18 protein-coding genes are annotated in these 15,705 nt (G+C 63.7%); 6 read left to right on the top strand and 12 right to left on the bottom strand.

Annotated elements, in window-relative coordinates; genetic code table 11:
* Positions 1–2 precede the first annotated feature (2 nt).
* From ACYQ2U_RS12395 to ACYQ2U_RS12375, 5 genes are all read right to left on the bottom strand, one after another.
* On the bottom strand, positions 3–1,208 hold the full coding sequence (locus ACYQ2U_RS12395) for an ABC transporter substrate-binding protein (RefSeq protein ID WP_459950690.1): 1,206 nt from the start codon (positions 1,206–1,208) through the stop codon (positions 3–5).
* Positions 1,209–1,352: 144 nt separating this feature from the next.
* The gene (ahpF, locus tag ACYQ2U_RS12390; protein ID WP_459950689.1) at positions 1,353–2,915 is read right to left on the bottom strand and encodes an alkyl hydroperoxide reductase subunit F; all 1,563 of its coding nucleotides are present in this window, start codon (positions 2,913–2,915) and stop codon (positions 1,353–1,355) included.
* Positions 2,916–3,039: 124 nt separating this feature from the next.
* On the bottom strand, positions 3,040–3,603 hold the full coding sequence (gene ahpC / locus ACYQ2U_RS12385; protein WP_459950688.1) for an alkyl hydroperoxide reductase subunit C: 564 nt from the start codon (positions 3,601–3,603) through the stop codon (positions 3,040–3,042).
* A gap of 429 nt (positions 3,604–4,032) precedes the next feature.
* A complete protein-coding gene (locus tag ACYQ2U_RS12380; RefSeq protein ID WP_459950945.1) occupies positions 4,033–4,497 on the bottom strand; it encodes a Dps family protein in 465 nt (154 codons plus the stop codon).
* 51 nt (positions 4,498–4,548) lie between these two features.
* Positions 4,549–5,481, bottom strand: a complete 933-nt coding sequence (locus ACYQ2U_RS12375; protein ID WP_459950687.1) for a ZIP family metal transporter — start codon at positions 5,479–5,481, stop codon at positions 4,549–4,551.
* 362 nt (positions 5,482–5,843) lie between these two features.
* On the opposite strand from ACYQ2U_RS12375, the gene ubiM reads away from it, so the two are divergent.
* Entirely contained in the window at positions 5,844–7,019 is a 1,176-nt protein-coding gene (ubiM, locus tag ACYQ2U_RS12370) for a 5-demethoxyubiquinol-8 5-hydroxylase UbiM (protein ID WP_459950686.1), read from the top strand.
* A gap of 247 nt (positions 7,020–7,266) precedes the next feature.
* Here the strand turns inward: ubiM and ACYQ2U_RS12365 are convergent, their stop codons facing one another.
* Positions 7,267–7,824 (bottom strand): flavodoxin, encoded by a 558-nt coding sequence (locus tag ACYQ2U_RS12365; RefSeq protein ID WP_459950685.1) that lies wholly within the window; start codon positions 7,822–7,824, stop codon positions 7,267–7,269.
* Positions 7,825–7,974: 150 nt separating this feature from the next.
* On the opposite strand from ACYQ2U_RS12365, the gene ACYQ2U_RS12360 reads away from it, so the two are divergent.
* Positions 7,975–8,268 carry a hypothetical protein gene (locus ACYQ2U_RS12360; RefSeq protein WP_459950684.1) on the top strand — a complete coding sequence of 98 codons (294 nt, stop codon included), beginning with the start codon at positions 7,975–7,977 and terminating at the stop codon, positions 8,266–8,268.
* Positions 8,269–8,303: 35 nt separating this feature from the next.
* Positions 8,304–8,612 carry a DUF2789 family protein gene (locus tag ACYQ2U_RS12355; protein WP_459950683.1) on the top strand — a complete coding sequence of 103 codons (309 nt, stop codon included), beginning with the start codon at positions 8,304–8,306 and terminating at the stop codon, positions 8,610–8,612.
* 13 nt (positions 8,613–8,625) lie between these two features.
* Here the strand turns inward: ACYQ2U_RS12355 and ACYQ2U_RS12350 are convergent, their stop codons facing one another.
* Complete coding sequence (locus ACYQ2U_RS12350) at positions 8,626–8,991, bottom strand: RNA-binding S4 domain-containing protein (protein WP_459950682.1); 366 nt, start codon at positions 8,989–8,991, stop codon at positions 8,626–8,628.
* A complete protein-coding gene (locus ACYQ2U_RS12345) occupies positions 8,978–10,960 on the bottom strand; it encodes an ATP-dependent DNA helicase (RefSeq protein WP_459950681.1) in 1,983 nt (660 codons plus the stop codon). Before ACYQ2U_RS12345 ends, ACYQ2U_RS12350 begins: the two co-directional genes overlap by 14 nt.
* A 154-nt stretch (positions 10,961–11,114) precedes the next feature.
* Between ACYQ2U_RS12345 and ACYQ2U_RS12340 the strand changes: the two genes are divergently transcribed.
* A complete protein-coding gene (locus ACYQ2U_RS12340) occupies positions 11,115–11,432 on the top strand; it encodes a hypothetical protein (RefSeq protein WP_459950680.1) in 318 nt (105 codons plus the stop codon).
* Between the two features lie 96 nt (positions 11,433–11,528).
* Here the strand turns inward: ACYQ2U_RS12340 and ACYQ2U_RS12335 are convergent, their stop codons facing one another.
* The 4 genes from ACYQ2U_RS12335 to ACYQ2U_RS12320 are packed head-to-tail and all read right to left on the bottom strand — an operon-like array spanning position 11,529 to position 14,015.
* Positions 11,529–12,014 (bottom strand): WbuC family cupin fold metalloprotein, encoded by a 486-nt coding sequence (locus ACYQ2U_RS12335; protein WP_459950679.1) that lies wholly within the window; start codon positions 12,012–12,014, stop codon positions 11,529–11,531.
* A gap of 19 nt (positions 12,015–12,033) precedes the next feature.
* Positions 12,034–12,534, bottom strand: coding sequence for a TPM domain-containing protein (locus tag ACYQ2U_RS12330; RefSeq protein ID WP_459950678.1), 501 nt, complete (start codon positions 12,532–12,534; stop codon positions 12,034–12,036).
* Entirely contained in the window at positions 12,534–13,400 is an 867-nt protein-coding gene (locus ACYQ2U_RS12325) for a TPM domain-containing protein (RefSeq protein ID WP_459950944.1), read from the bottom strand. The genes ACYQ2U_RS12330 and ACYQ2U_RS12325 overlap by 1 nt, the downstream gene beginning before the upstream one ends.
* 9 nt (positions 13,401–13,409) lie before the next feature.
* Positions 13,410–14,015: a LemA family protein gene (locus ACYQ2U_RS12320; RefSeq protein WP_459950677.1), complete on the bottom strand. Its 606-nt coding sequence runs from the start codon at positions 14,013–14,015 to the stop codon at positions 13,410–13,412.
* 104 nt (positions 14,016–14,119) lie between these two features.
* On the opposite strand from ACYQ2U_RS12320, the gene ACYQ2U_RS12315 reads away from it, so the two are divergent.
* The gene (locus ACYQ2U_RS12315) at positions 14,120–14,539 is read left to right on the top strand and encodes an HIT family protein (protein ID WP_459950676.1); all 420 of its coding nucleotides are present in this window, start codon (positions 14,120–14,122) and stop codon (positions 14,537–14,539) included.
* A 74-nt stretch (positions 14,540–14,613) separates the two neighbouring features.
* The gene (locus ACYQ2U_RS12310; protein WP_459950675.1) at positions 14,614–15,654 is read left to right on the top strand and encodes an NYN domain-containing protein; all 1,041 of its coding nucleotides are present in this window, start codon (positions 14,614–14,616) and stop codon (positions 15,652–15,654) included.
* Positions 15,655–15,705: the final 51 nt, after the last annotated feature.

Raw genomic sequence — 15,705 nt, 5'->3', positions numbered from 1 at the left:
ATTTAGCGCGGCCGCCAGGGAAGGGGCACCAGATGGCCGCCCTCGTCGAAGCGGGCCATGATGACCTGGGCCGGGCTCAGGGCGTCGTGCCGCCCCGGTGCGAAGGGCTGTTCGTAATCGCGCACCAGCCCCTGATAGGGCCCCAGGTGCTCCAGGGCCGTGCGGATTTTGGCCCGGTCGGTGGAGCCGGCCTGGTTGACGGCGCGGGCCAGGAGGTGGGTCAGGTCGTAGGCATGGGCGACGCCGACCGGACTGGTGACCTGTTGCGGCGGGTTGATGCCGTAGTCGCGCCGCAGCGCCGCCATCACGCGCTTGGCGGCCGGCCGGTTGGCGCCGACGAAGCTGTAGGTTTGAACCACCACGAGGTCGATCTTGGCCAGGGCATCCCCCGCCAATTCGACGATGTTGCCGCCGGTGATGCCCCAGTGACTGATGAGGGGAAGCCGCTGCTCCGCCGGCAGGGCGGCCACTTCCTTGAACAGCACCGCCCCTTCCGTTTCATTGCCGATGAACACGATGGCCTGCGCTCCGGTCTGGCGCAATTCGCGATAGAGGCCGATCAGGCTTTTGTCGCCCCAGTTGTACCAACGCTCGCCGACGATGGCGACGCCCGCGCCCTTGGCGGCCTTGTGCAGGGCCGCCTGGTTGCTGCGGCCCCAACTGGTGTTCGGCAACAGCACGCCGACTTGACGCGCCTTACGCTGCTCCTTGGCGAAACGCAGGAAGGCCGGCGCCGCCCAGGCATCCTTGAGGGACAGGCGGAAGCTGTAGCTGGGCTTGTACTGGTGGTCGGTGATGGGATCAGCGGAACTCCAGGGCGCGAACACCGGCATGCCCAACTCATGGGCGACGGGCATCCATTCCATCACCACGGTGCTGAACTTGGCGCCGAACACGCCCACCAGGTCCGGCTTGGCGGCCATATCCCGCAGGTTGTCCACGCCGATGGCCGGGATCGAGCGGTTGTCCGAGGTCACCAGGACCAGGGGCCGCCCGCCAAGGACGCCGCCGGCCCGGTTGATTTCGTCGATGGCGATTTCCATGCCCTGCTTTACCGCCTGGGCCGAGGTGCTGGTCTTGTGGCCGAACTCGGCATCCAGGCCGATCAGCACGGGCGCCTTCTCCCCCGCCCAGGCGATGGCCGCGCCGAGGACGAGCAGACAGCCCAAGAGCCGCCTTGCCAGCGGAATGCCACGCCATGGGTCCATCGCCCCTCCTGTTGATATAACTAAAGTTCTAGAAATTTTAACAGGGTGGCATGAAAAAAGGGCGCGGGGCGGGATGCCAATCGGCAATCCCGCCCCGCAATTCCTCAATGATGGAAGGGACTTAGCCCTTCCCTCCGCGCCCGATCAGGCGGGTGCCGAGCTGCGGATCAGGTGGTCGAAGGCACCGAGGGAAGCGGTCGCCCCGGCCCCCATGGCGATGATGATCTGCTTGTAGGGCACGGTGGTGCAGTCGCCGGCCGCGAACACGCCGGGCACGGAGGTCTGGCCCCGGCTGTCGATCTCGATCTCGCCCCGGTTGGACAAGGCCACGTCGCCCTTGAGCCAGTCGGTGTTGGGCAGCAGGCCGATCTGGACGAAGATGCCCTCCAGCGCCACGTGCTTAACGTCGCCGCTGGCGCGATCCTGGTAGGACAGCCCGTTCACCTTCTGTCCGTCGCCGGTCACCTCGGTGGTCTGGGCCTCGGTGATGACCGTCACGTTGGGCAGGCTGTACAGTTTCTTCTGCAACACGGCGTCGGCCCGCAGCTTGCTGTCGAATTCCAGCAGGGTGACGTGGGCGACGATACCGGCCAGGTCGATGGCCGCCTCCACGCCGGAGTTGCCGCCGCCGATCACCGCCACCCGCTTGCCCTTGAACAGGGGACCGTCGCAGTGGGGGCAGAAGCAGACACCCTTGGCCTTGTATTCCTTTTCGCCGGGCACGTTCATTTCGCGCCAGCGGGCGCCGGTGGCGAGAATAACGCTCTTGCTCTTGAGCACCGCGCCGTTTTCCAGGGTGATTTCCACCGGACCGCCCTCGGCGCCTGCTTGCAGCCTGGCCGCCCGTTGCAGGTTCATCACGTCCACGTCGTAGGCCTTGACGTGCTGTTCCAGGGCCATGGCCAGCTTCGGTCCTTCGGTCTCCTTCACCGAGATGAAGTTCTCGATGGCGAGGGTATCCAGCACCTGGCCGCCGAAACGCTCGGCCACGACGCCGGTGCGGATGCCCTTGCGGGCGGCGTAGATGGCCGCCGCCGCGCCGGCGGGACCGCCGCCCACCACCAGGACGTCGAAGGTGTCCTTGGCATTGATCCGTTCCGCATCCTTGGCGGCGGCGCCGCTGTCGAGCCGGGCGACGATCTCTTCCACCGTCATGCGGCCCTGGCCGAATTCCTGGCCGTTGAGGAACACCGTGGGCACGGCCATGATTTGGCGCTGATTCACTTCGTCCTGGAACATCGCTCCGTCGATCATGGTGCTGGTGACGCCAGGATTGAGCACCGCCATCAGGTTGAGGGCCTGCACCACGTCCGGGCAGTTATGGCAGCTCAGGGAGATGAAGGTCTCGAAGCGGAACTCGCCAGACAGCCCCTTGATCTGCTCGATCACCGCTGCGTCCACCTTGGGCGGATGGCCGCCCACCTGCAACAGGGCCAGCACCAGGGAAGTGAACTCGTGGCCCATGGGGATGCCGGCAAAGTGGATGCGGGGCGCCTCGCCGGGCACCGCCACGGCGAAGGAAGGCCGCAGGCTGGCCGCGCCGTCCTCGCGCAGGGTCACCTTGTCGGACAGGGCGACGATGTCCTGCAACAGGCCGCGCATTTCCTCGGCCTTGGGACTGTTGTCGAGGGACGCCACCAGTTCGATGGGACGCTGCAATTTTTCGAGATAGGCGCCCAACTGGGCCTTGACGTTTGCTTCAAGCATTTCTTTCTCCATTCGTGTTGCCGGATTGCACTGGAAAGCCGCGCCGCGGATGCCGTCGCGGCTTTGCGCTGGAATCCGCGCCGCGCCCGGAGGCGCGGCGGGTTACCGTGTGACGGACTGGGGTTTAGATCTTGCCGACCAGGTCCAGGGAGGGGGCCAGGGTGGCGTCGCCTTCCTTCCACTTGGCGGGGCAGACTTCGCCCGGGTGGTTGGCCACGTATTGGGCGGCCTTCACCTTGCGCAGCAGTTCGGAAGCGTCGCGCCCCACGCCACCGGCGTTGATCTCGATGATCTGGATCTTGCCCGCCGGGTCGATGACGAAGGTGCCGCGATCGGCCAGGCCGGCTTCCTCGATCATCACGCCGAAGTTGCGGGTGATGGTGCCGGTGGGGTCGCCCACCATGGGGAATTGGATCTTGCCGATGGTGTCGGAAGTGTCGTGCCAGGCCTTGTGGGTGAAGTGGGTGTCGGTGGACACGCCGTAGATTTCCACGCCCAGCTTCTTGAACTCAGCGTAGTTGTCCGCCAGATCGCCCAGCTCGGTGGGGCAGACGAAGGTGAAGTCGGCGGGGTAGAAGAACACCACGGACCACTTGCCCTTCAGGTCGGCGTCGGACACGCTGATGAACTTGCCGTTGTGGAAGGCTTGGGCGGTGAAGGGCTTGACTTCGGAATTGATGGTTGCCATTTGCGATTTCTCCTGATTGCGTCGTTGAAAGGATGTGACTGAACACAGGAGTCATCTTAGGGAGGCGACATCGATTGATCAAATCAATTGTTAAAATTATCTCAATACTACTTTCCTATTGAAGTGCCTTGACGCGATTTATCGTTCAACGACGACCATGCCGCCCCGGCGGCGCACCCTGTCAGCGCGCCGCACGTCGGCAGCAAGGGAGGGAATAAGCGCATTTACCCAGGCACTGCGACCACGCCCAGGATCGGCTTGTCGAAACGCCTGGTGCCCGGACACGGGGCGTCGCCACTCACGGTCCGAACGGTGGCGTCCTATTCCGACAGGCCGTAGCCGAATCCACCACGACAATCCGAGCGGCGACGTAAACGACGCGGGGGAGGATGCTTGCGCACCCTCCCCCGTCGCGGCGGTGAAACCGGATCAGCCTTCGAGCAGGCTGCGCAGCATCCAGGCGGTTTTTTCGTGGATCTCCAGGCGCTGGGTCAGCAGGTCGGCGGTGGGCTGGTCGTCCGCCGCGTCGGCCACGGCGAACAGCTTGCGGGCCGTGCGGGCCGTGGCTTCCTGGGCGGCCACCAGGTGGCGCACCATGTCGTCGGCGTTGGGCACGCCGGAGACTTCCTTGATGGAGGTGAGCTTGAGGAAGTCCTTGAAGCTGCCGGGAGCGGGATAGCCCAGGGCGCGGATACGCTCGGCGATCAGGTCGAGGGCGTTCCATTGCTCGGTGTACTGGGCCATGAACATCTGATGCAGGCTGTTGAACTGGGGCCCTGTCACGTTCCAATGGAAGTTGTGGGTCATCAGGTAGAGCGAGAAGCTATCCGCCAGCAGGGCGTTCAAGCCCTGGACGATACGTTCCCGGTCCTTGGCGCTGATGCCGATGTCGATGGTTGGTACCTTGGTTTTTTTCGTTGCCATTTTGCTTCTCCTTTTCAAAAATCAGCCCAGGGTGGTGTCCAACACCATCATCAGGGCAAAACCCGCCATCAGGCTCATGGTAGCAACCGTCTGATGGCCGTTGCGATGGGTTTCCGGGATGACCTCGTGGGACACCACGAACAACATGGCCCCCGCCGCCAAGCCCAGCCCCGTCGGATAAGCGACCGCCAAGCCGCTCGACAAACCCACGCCCAACAACGCGCCCACGGGTTCCAACACGCCGCTGGCGATCGCCACCAGCACGGCGAAGCCCGAGGCGAAACCCGCGCCACGCAGGGCCAGCGCCACGGCCAGTCCCTCGGGGATGTCCTGCAAGGCAATGGCGGTGGTCAGGGGCAAGCCGACCCGCATGTCGCCCTGGGAAAAACTGACACCGATGGCCATGCCTTCCGGCAGATTATGCAGGGCGATGGCGAAGACGAACAGCCAGATGCGACTGCATCGTTCGTAGCCGGGACCGCAAGGGCCAGTTTTTTCATGTTCGTGGGGAATGAAGGCATCCAAGCCCAGCATCAACAACACGCCGAGGGCCATGCCCAGCACCACCACCGCCGCGCCGCCGCCCTTGCTGCCGAGAATCTCGGCACCGGCCTCCAGGCCGGGCAACAACAGGGAGAAGGCGCTGGCCGCCAGCATCATGCCTGCGGCGAAACCCAGCAGACTGTCCTCGACCCTCTGCGGCAAGCCGCGCAGGACCATGGCCGGCACCGCTCCCAGGGCCGTGGTGGCAAAGCCGGCCACGCCCCCCAGCAGCGCCAGGCGCAGCCCCGGTGCAGCGGTGCCGCCGATCACCTGACCCAGGCTTTGCAGCAACAGGGCGATGACGGCAGCCAAGCCCAAGCCTAGACCCAAAGCGGAAAAGCGGTGGGTCCGGGCATGGTCGCGCAGCAGCGAAAACCAGTTGGGCGCGGTGGAAACAAACTCTAGCGACATGGCGGCGTAAAGGCGATCAATGGTGAGCGTTGATAGGGAGCCCGGGGTTCGCGCCCAGTTTCGGCGAGATGCTGCCCGGTGTTTTCCGACGGACTGGCCTTGGCCGGTCGGTCGATGGGCACAGGGAAATTCCCCCGCGACCATGTGGGTCACTGTAGCAAAGACCTTCACCCCGTGAAAGCCGCGCAAGTCCAGCGTTTCGTCGATCATCACGCGAAAACCCGCACCAGTGGCGGATCTACGGCAAGGCAATGAATTCGGCAATCGGATCCATTACCGTCACCTATTGACCAAGGTCAATGTGCACCCTGGCCGCCCCACCTACAGTGCCGGATTTTCACAATGCCAGGGAGCGACTTGCTATGGATTTCGATCTGCTGATCATCGGTGCCGGCCCGGCCGGATTGAGCCTGGCCCTGGGCCTCAAGGACTCTGGCCTCAAGATCGGCATCGTCGAGCGCCAGTCCCGGGATGACATCGCCCATCCCAAGTTCGATGGCCGGGAAATCGCCCTCACCCACCATTCCATGAAGCTGCTCAGGGGCCTCGGCCTGGGCGACGTACTGGCGCCGGAGGTGTCCATCCTGGCCAAGGCCCGGGTGGAGGATGGCAGTTCCGCCGCCTATTGCCTGGACTTCACGCCGCCGCCCAAATCCGACGATCCCCTCGGTTTCCTGATTCCCAACCACGCCATCCGCCAGACCCTGTGGGACGGTGTGGCCGCCTGTGCCAACATCACCCTGCTCGACCAACGCAGCCTCAGCGCCATCGACACTGGCGCCGACAGTGCCAGCGTGCGCACCGCCACCGGCGAAACCTATAGCGCCAAGCTGGTGGTGGCCGCCGACAACCGCTTCTCGGAAACCCGCCGCCTGATGGGCATCGGTGCCTCCATGCACGACTTCGGTCGGACCATGATGGTCTGCCGCATGGAACACGAAAAGCCCCACGACCACGTGGCCCTGGAATGGTTTGACTACGGCCAGACCGTGGCCCTGCTGCCCTGCAACGGCAACGTGACCTCGGTGGTGATGACCCTGCCCGGCCACGAACACGCCCACAACATGGCCATGGACGAAACTGCCTTCGCCCGGGAAATGGAACGCCGCCTCAAGCACCGCCTGGGCGCCATGAAACTGGTCAGCGAACGCTTCGGCTATCCCCTGGTGGGCGTCTATGCCCACCGTTTCACCGGTCGTCGCTTTGCCCTGGCCGGCGATGCCGCCGTGGGCATGCACCCGGTGACCGCCCACGGTTTCAACTTCGGCCTGTTGAGCGTGGAAACCCTGGGCAAGGAAATCCTCGGCGCCCTCAAGAGCGGCCAGGACATCGCCAATCCCCAAGGCCTCGCCCGTTACGAGCGCAACCACCGCCTAGCCACCCTGCCCCTGTTCCTGTCCACCAACGCGGTAGCCACCCTGTTCACCGACGACCGCGCTCCCGCCAAACTGGCCCGCAAGCTGGCCCTGCGGGTGAGCAACCATCTGCCCTTCTTCAAGCAGCAGGTGGCGGGACGTTTGCTGGCCCATCGCAACTAGGGCGCATCCCCAAAGAAAAAGGGAATCCCTTACTTGAGTTGAATCCCCCCTCACCCCGGCCCTCTCCCGCAAGGGGAGAGGGAGAGTACTTGTCACAAGCTTGGCAGCAGGTCCCCTCTCCCCTTGCGGGAGAGGGATAGGGTGAGGGGAAGTCACTTGGCGTGACGATGCTGCAAATCGCGTATGTAATTCCCCAAAGCCAACGGAGAAAAACTCACTGTTTTTCTTACTGGTTAAACCCAGAAGGCTAGGCCAGTTTTTCCACCAGCAAAGGTTTGACCTTCTCCAGCCAGGCGTCGATGCGCTCGTCGGTGAACATGCCCTGGGTGCGCTGGTCGATGACCAGGCCGACGAACTTGTCGCCCACGGCGGCAGCGGAATGCTGATAGGTGTAGCCCTCGGTGCTCCAGTCGTCGGCCACGATCTCGGCGCCATAGCCCTTGAAGGTTTCGTATAGGCGCATCAAGGAACTGCAAAAGCGGTCCGCGTAGCGTTCCTGGGCCCCCAGGCCAAACAGGGCGATGCGCTTGCCGGCGAAGGCCGCCTTGTCGGCGTCGGTCATCTGCACCAGGAACTCCTCCCAATTGGGTTCCAGGCAACCCGCCGTCTTGCCGGGGATTTCCTCGATGCCGTAGCTGGGGGTGCCCAGGATCAGGACGTCGTAATGCAGCATGTCCGCCGGGGCGATGCGATTGACGTTGACCGGCTTATCGGCGATATCGTCGCCCAACTGCTTGTGGATCTTCTTGGCTACCAGACGGGTGGTGCCGGTTTCAGTACCGAAGAAAATGCCGATTTTGCTCATGGTCGTTGGCTTATCAAGCGCAAGGAATAGGGACTTGTCGTGGAAGCGACAAGGGCGGCCGTACCCTGGTCAACTAGCGATAATTGTGCCTACCAGGAAAGTCAAGGCACTTATGTTTTTATTTTGCTGGCTATTCCGCCTGGGAGGTCCATGATGAGTCATATATGCCCGCTGCTCGAATCGAAACTGCGGTTTGTGAGCAATGAATACAAGGAAAACACCATGTCCCCCCTGAGCCCCCTCCGAATCAATACACGCATTCCCCCATGGCTGGCGGGGAAATCCAGCATCAGTCACGCCATCACCGAACTTACGTCCGCGGCTCCAGAGAAGAAGTTCGCAGGTGACGGTCTCATGCCTTACGAGGCCGTGGCGAAAGCCATTTTCATCAAGGCCAACGGTTCACCTGCCTATTACAAAGCTACCGGGCTTCCCGAGCACTAGGCCGCACTCCCCATCCCATCGCAAAGGAAACGACCATGCAGAGACCAATCATCACGATGGGCAACCTGTTTGCCCAATTAGGGCGCGCTGGCGATGAAGAAGCCATCGATCGATTTATTCATGAACACAGCCCGATGCCATCGGCACTTCGCTTGGATGAAGCGGCTTTCTGGTCGCCCTCCCAATCGGCCTTTCTCAGCGAAGCCATTCTGGAAGATTCTGACTGGGCGGACATTGTCGAAATCCTGAACACAAAACTGCATACGGGAAAGAGCATTGAGTATCGCGGGTCGCGTTTAACCATAAACTCGCCAAGCTACCGCCGGCAGCTCGCAAAACACTAGTCGGCCGATGACCTCAGCCCCGTAGTCTTGACAACAGGCGACGATCCCTTTTCGTTGGCCGCCCTTTACTGTCGGCCCCGGGTGCAGGTGCCAGTGCACGCAATTCGGCAGCCTGGCGTCGTCGCTCCACGCTTTCTTCCGACTCTTCATACATCAGCCTGGCCTCTGGCGCTGGCCGGCGCTGCTCGTTGAGGGCCAACACCATCACCTCGTAGTCCTGCTCCCCGGCCCGGATATGCAGGCGGTCGCCCACCCTCACCTCTTTGGCCGGCTTGACATGGACACCGCCCAGCTTCACCTTGCCGCCGTCCACCGCGTCGGCGGCCATGCTGCGGGTCTTGAAAAAGCGCGCGGCCCAGAGCCACTTATCCAGCCGCATCGACGGCCTCCTCCGGGGCGAAGAACGCTTCCACCTCGGCCACGTCCCGGGTGCGCTTCATGGGCGGCAGGGAGCGCCAGATGGCCTTGCCGTACTGTTTTTCCACCAGGCGCGGGTCGCAGATCATCAGCACGCCCCGATCGGTCTCTGCCCGGATCAAGCGACCGGCGCCCTGCTTCATGCTGATCACGGCCCGGGGCAATTGGTATTCGAAGAAAGCGTTGCGGCCCTGCTTCTTCAGGTGGTCGATCCGGGCCGACAGCACCGGATCGTCCGGCGGGGCGAAGGGCAGCTTGTCGATCACCACCAGGGAAAGCGCATCGCCGGGCACATCCACGCCCTCCCAGAAGCTCTGGCTGGCGACGAGGATGGCGTTGCCCAGGCGACGGAAGCGGTCCAGCAGCTCGCTGCGGGAACCTTCGCCCTGCAACAGCAAGGGAAAGTCGAGGGCGGCCCGCTCCAACTTGTCCTTGAGCAACTCATGGATGCGGCGCATGGCCTTGAGGGAGGTGCACAGCACGAAGGCCCGCCCGCCGGCGGCCACGATGGCGGGCCAGGCGGTCTCAACCACGGCGTCGGTGTACTCCGGCGTGTTGGGCTCGGGCATGCCGGTGGGGCAATAAAGCAGGCCGTTGCTACCGTAGTCGAAGGGGCTGCCCCACTGGCCGGTGTCGGCGTCGGTGATGCCCAGTTCGCCGCAGTAGTGGCCGAAATCGCTGCCCACGGCCAGGGTGGCGCTGGTGAAGATCCAGGCCCGGGGATGGCCTTCAAGCTGGCGCTGGAAAATCTCCGCCACCGACAAGGGCGTCATGTTGAGGGCCAGGGACTGGCTGTAGACCTCGATCCACTTGACCCAGGCCTCGTCCTCGGCGGCCTCCGCCTCGGTACCGGCGGGTACCGTCCCACTCGCCTGCCAACGCTTGAGGCGCAGCATCATCTCGCCGGTGCGCCGGGCGCAGTTGTCGATGCCCTCGCTGCGGCCCGCCTGGGCCTCCAGGTGGCGCGCCAGCCCGGCCAGGGCCTGGGCCACGCCCATCAGGTTATCGTTGAAATCCTTGTCGTTGCCGACGCGCTCGAAGGGCAGCCGGGCGTTCTCGGCCCGCACCGCCAGGCGCAGATCGCGAGCCGCCTTGTCCAGGGTACGGCAGGCTTCCTGCAAGGGCGGGTAATCCTTGGCCTCGGCGAGGGCCTCGTTACGGCTGTCCCGGGCCAGTTCGATCAACTGGGAAGTGCCCAGGCTCTCGCCAAAGAACAGGCTGGCCACTTCGGGCAATTGGTGCGCTTCATCGAAGATCACCGCGTTGCAGGCCGGCAGCAGCTCGCCCAGGCCTTCGTCGCGCAGCATCACGTCGGCAAAAAAGAGATGGTGATTGACCACCACCACGTCGGCGGTCAGGGCTTCGCGCCGGGCGTTGGCGACAAAGCAATCCTTCAGGTCCGGGCAGTCCTGACCCAGGCAGTTGTCCCGGGTGGAGGTGGCCAGGTTCCACACCGGGGAATCCTCGGGTACGGCGGCCAGCTCGGCCTTGTCGCCACTGCGGGTGGTCTTGGCGAAACGGGCGATGGTGCGCAGATGGGCCACGTCCTCGCGGCTTTGCAGGCGGCCGTCCTGCTGGGCCCGGGCCAGGTGGTAGGGACAGACGTAATTGGCGCGGCCCTTGAGCAGGGCGATGGTGGCACCCACCTTGAGGGCATCCCGCACCATGGGCAGGTCGCGGTTGTAGAGCTGGTCCTGGAGGGTCTTGGTGCCGGTGGAAACGATGATCTTGCCGCCGGACAGCAGGGCCGGCACCAGATAGGCGTAGGTCTTGCCCGTACCCGTGCCGGCCTCGGCGACAAAGACCTTGTTGTCCTTGAGGGCGGCCTCGATGCGCAAGGCCATTTCCCGTTGCTGGGCACGCAAGCGGAAACCGGGAATCGCCGTGGCCAGCAGGCCGTCGGCGGAGAAAACGTCGTTCAAATCGGGCATGGGGCCGGCGATGGTAGCATGGGGCGACGCCGTCAAAACGCTTTCACAGTCCCGGCAAAAACGGCCAAGCCCCTGTAAAAACTGGAGAAAACCGCCATATCGTGCTAAGGTTGGCTAGTGGCGTCGGATGATGCCGCCCTGCAAGGAGTCGATCATGGCCTCAACCATTCAAAGCGCATCGATGGCCGCCAACAGCGCCATCAGTTCCCTGACCTCCGCCACCCAGGCGAACAGGAGCAATAGCGTCAACAACAGCAGCAGCAACCAGGCTTCCTCCAGCACCACCCAATCGGTGTCGGCCAATGCCCGGACCGAGGCCAAGGCCGCTGCCAAGACCGAAGCCGCGCCCAAGCCCGAGGACAACAACCAGACCCGGGTCACCATCAGCCAGCAACCGCCCCAGCCCGACACCACCAACCGCAACGCCAAGCCGGTGGAGCAGTATCAGGCGGTGTCGGCGATCCGCAGCTAAGGCACGGAGCAAGCAAAACGAAAAGGCGCCCGAGGGCGCCTTTTTCTTTGGCAGGCGATGGCTGGCGGTGATTGAGACCGCCGAAACAACCCCGATTCAGGCGCCAGTCCTGTGCCCCTGCCAGCGTTCGCCGGGTTGGGCGACGGCATACCACTGACGCAATGCCCCCGCGCCGTCGGCATCGAGGGGCTGCCAGGGGGCCGTGTCGGCCGGACCGACCGGTTGATAGGGACCGTGCTTGACCTCGAAGATCACCCCGCCTTCATCCAGGGAAAGCACCGCGTGCCAACAGCCGGCGGGGTTTTCCTGAACCTGGCAGTCTTCCCCGAGTACGGTGCGGGCCGTGACCGTGCCCGCCTCGTCGAAATGGAGCACGACGAAACGACCGCGCAAGGGATAGAGCAACTCGAAGGTCTGCGGATGGCGATGGACCTGGACCAGGGTATCCGGCTCCATGGCGATCGCCAGGCGCTGCACCGGATCGGCCAGGTCTTCGTGCAGGTTGCAGTTGGCGCGGCGACGGGGCGAGGCCTTGGCCTCGGCCGCCAGTTGATCGAGACGGGCGGGAGTCAGTTGTTTCATCGTGGGGTCTTTCGTTGCATCAAATCAGTACCGGGGCGTCCGGCAGTTCATTGGGGTTGTCGCCGTCGCGGGCGGGGAAATGGGTCGCCAGCAGTTGTCCCGCTCGCGCCACGGCGGCCAAGGCACCTGGCCCATAGTGGCCCTGGCGGAAGGCCTGCTCCATTTCGCGGCATAGGGCATCCCACTCGACCTGGGCCACCCGGGCGGCGATGCCCCGGTCGGCCACGATTTCCACCTTGCGGTCCACCAGTTGGACGTAGATCAGGATGCCGCTGTTGTCCTCGGTATCCCACACCCGCAGCAGGCCGAACAGTGCCTCGGCGCGTTGACGGGCAGTGCGGCTGGCGATGAGGTCGAGGGGATGCAGCGGTCCTTCGGCGACGAAACGCAATTCGCCGCGATGACCGGACTCGGCCGCGCCGATGGCGGCCTCGATGGCGCGCAGATCGGCCTGGCCGAAGCGGCGCCGCGCCAGCCAGCCCGGCGTCAGTGCATGGCGCAAGAATCGTTTCAGTTCCATCACCAATCCCCCGAGGCACCACCGCCGCCGAACCCACCGCCGCCACCGGAAAATCCACCACCGGAATGGCCGCCCCAACCGCTGCCGGACACCCAAGCGCCGGGCCCGCCACGCCCGACGCCGAACAGGGCCAGGACGAACACGGCGACCGCCGCGCCAAGGCCGAACAGCAGGGAAGCCGTAGCCAGATAGATCAGGACGCCGGCAATGCCGGAGACGACGAGATAGCCGAAAAAGCCCAGCACCGCATGGAGCACGGCGGCCGCCATGAGCAGGACGAAAATGAGGGTCAGCGGATCGACGCCCCAGCGCTCGAGCATGCCGCCATCGCCACCCGTCTCGGTCTTGCTGGGGACGCCCGGCCCTTCGGCGGCGATAACCCCATCCAGGGCTGCCACGGCCTGGGCCAAACCGCCGAAATAATCCCCCTGCTTGAAGCGGGGCGCCATCTCTTCGCTGACGATGCGCTTGGCCACGGCATCTGGCACCACGCCTTCCAAACCGTAGCCGACCTCGATGCGCATACGCCGGTCGTTCTTGGCGACGATGATGATCAGGCCGTCGTCCACGCCCTTGCGCCCCAGCTTCCAGGCATCGGCCAGGCGGATGCCGAACTGCTCGATGGACTCGGGCTTGACGCTGGGCAGCAACAGAATGGCCAATTGGGCGCCCTTGGCGCTTTCAATCCGCTTGAGGCCGTCTTCCAGTTGCGCGGCCTGGGGTGCCGTCAGGGTGGCAGTCAGGTCCACCACCCGGCCCGTCAAGGCCGGCAGGGCCTGGGGTCCGCCTTCCTCCGCCCCGGCGGCCAGGGGCAGGCACAGCAGGCCCGCCAGGCAAAACCAGAATCCGATCAGCCAGCGACGCACGATAGGCAATTACTTGGCCGCGGCGGGTGCGTCGAACTTGATGGTCGGCGGCGAGGAAATCGCCTTTTCATCCTCGACGACAAAATTCGCCTTGGTCTTGGCACCGATCACCATGGCGGTCAGATTGTTGGGAAAGGTCCGCACCGACACGTTGTAGTCCTGCACGGCTTTGATGTAGCGGTTGCGGGCCACGGTGATGCGGTTCTCGGTGCCCTCCACCTGGGCTTGCAGGTCGCGGAAATTGGCGTCGGCCTTCAATTGGGGATAGTTCTCGGATACTGCCAACAAGCGGGACAAGGCGCCGCTCAACTGAGACTGGGCCTGCTGGAACTTGGCAAAGGCGGCGGCATCGTTCACCAGCTCGGGGGTTGCCTTGAGGCCGGCCACGTTGGATCGGGCCTCGGTTACTTTGGTCAACACTTCCTTCTCATGGGCGGCGTAACCCTGGACCACGGACACCAGATTGGGGATCAGGTCGGCCCGGCGCTTGTACTGGTTCAGCACCTCGGACCAGGCGGCGTTCACCGCTTCGTCGTTGACCTGGATCTGGTTGTAACCGCAGCCGGAAAGCAATGCGACGGCAAGGGCAAGAACAGTCAGCAGACGGAATTTCATGGGACTCCCCCGAGAAAGATGGTTGCAGGCCTGATGTGGAGGCACGACGACGATTTTCAAGGCGGGAATGATAGGCTCAATATTCGCCAACTTGGAGATTCCCCATGAGCTACGACCCGAACAACGTGTTCGCCCGCATCCTGCGCAAGGAACTGCCCTGCATTCCGGTGTATGAGGACGAGCACACTCTCGCCTTCATGGACATCATGCCCCAGGCCGAGGGCCACACCCTGGTGGTGCCCAAGGAAGCAGCCGCCACGCTGCTCGATATTTCCCCCGCCATGCTGGCGGCGGCCATCGCCACCACCCAGCGCGTGGCACGGGCGGTCAAGGCTGCCACGGCGGCACCGGGGCTGATGATTGCCCAATTCAACGGCGCCGAGGCAGGCCAGACCGTGCCCCATCTGCATTTCCACATCATTCCCCGCCGCGGCGGGGAAGCCTTGCGTCGTCACGCGGGAGAAGCCGCTGACCGGGCGCAATTGCTGGCATTGGCGGAAAAGATCAAGGCCGCCCTGGCATAAGGGCAGCAGGCTGCGACTATCATGGGCGCCTAACTGCGCCGGCCATCCGGCGAGGTATTTCTGGAGAAGACACCATGGCATCCCCTCACGACACCGCCAGCATGGCCCTATTCTGCGACTTTGAGAACGTCGCATTGGGCGTGCGCGACGCCAAATACGAAAAGTTCGACATCAAACTGGTGCTGGAGCGGCTGCTGGTCAAGGGCAGCATCGTGGTGAAAAAAGCCTATTGCGACTGGGACCGCTACAAGGGCTTCAAAGCCATCATGCATGAGGCCAATTTCGAGCTGATCGAGATTCCCCACGTGAGGCAATCGGGCAAGAACTCCGCCGACATCCGTCTGGTGGTGGACGCCCTGGACCTGTGCTACACAAAATCCCATGTCAATACTTTCGTCATTATCAGTGGCGATTCAGACTTCTCCCCTCTGGTTTCCAAGCTGCGGGAAAACGCCAAGCAAGTCATCGGCGTCGGCGTGAAGCAATCCACCTCGGACCTGCTGATCGCCAATTGTGATGAGTTCTTTTTCTACGACGATCTGGTAAGAGAAAGCCAAAGAGCCGCGGCAAAAAAGGCACCCAGGGATAGCGCCCCCGTCGGCAAGCGTCCCGGCGAGGAGGACAAAAGTCGCAAGGATGACCTGGATATCCGACGCAGCACCGCCATCGAGATGGCGGTGGAAACTTTCGATGCCCTGGTCGCCGAGCGGGGGGATAGCGGAAAAATTTGGGCGTCCGCCCTGAAGCAGGCCATCAAACGGCGCAAGCCCGATTTCAGCGAGTCCTATTACGGTTTCCGCAGCTTTGGCAACCTCCTGGAAGAGGCCCAGCTTCGTGGCCAGTTGGAGCTAGGACGGGATGAAAAGTCTGGCGCCTATATTTCCCGCAGCACAGGGAAAAGGCTCCCTCATGGGGAAAGTCTGCCGGCGCCGGCAACAGAACTCCTTTCCGCGACCGTTGCGGAGGAATCCAAGCCCAAACCCCGCAGGAGCAAAAGCAGCAAAACAAGCACGCCGGGCATGACAGCAGACGCCGATGCCGTAAAGCCATCCGTCGTTCAACAAGAAAGCAAGGCGCCACCATCGCCCCGTCGGCGCAAAGTCAGCAGAGCTTAATTTCACCCCTGCCCTGCTACCCGAGTGATATCAGCCTATAGTGGGCTGATA

This window comes from Denitratisoma sp. agr-D3, from assembly GCF_054658675.1.
This window is presented reverse-complemented; position numbering and strand designations above follow the sequence as displayed.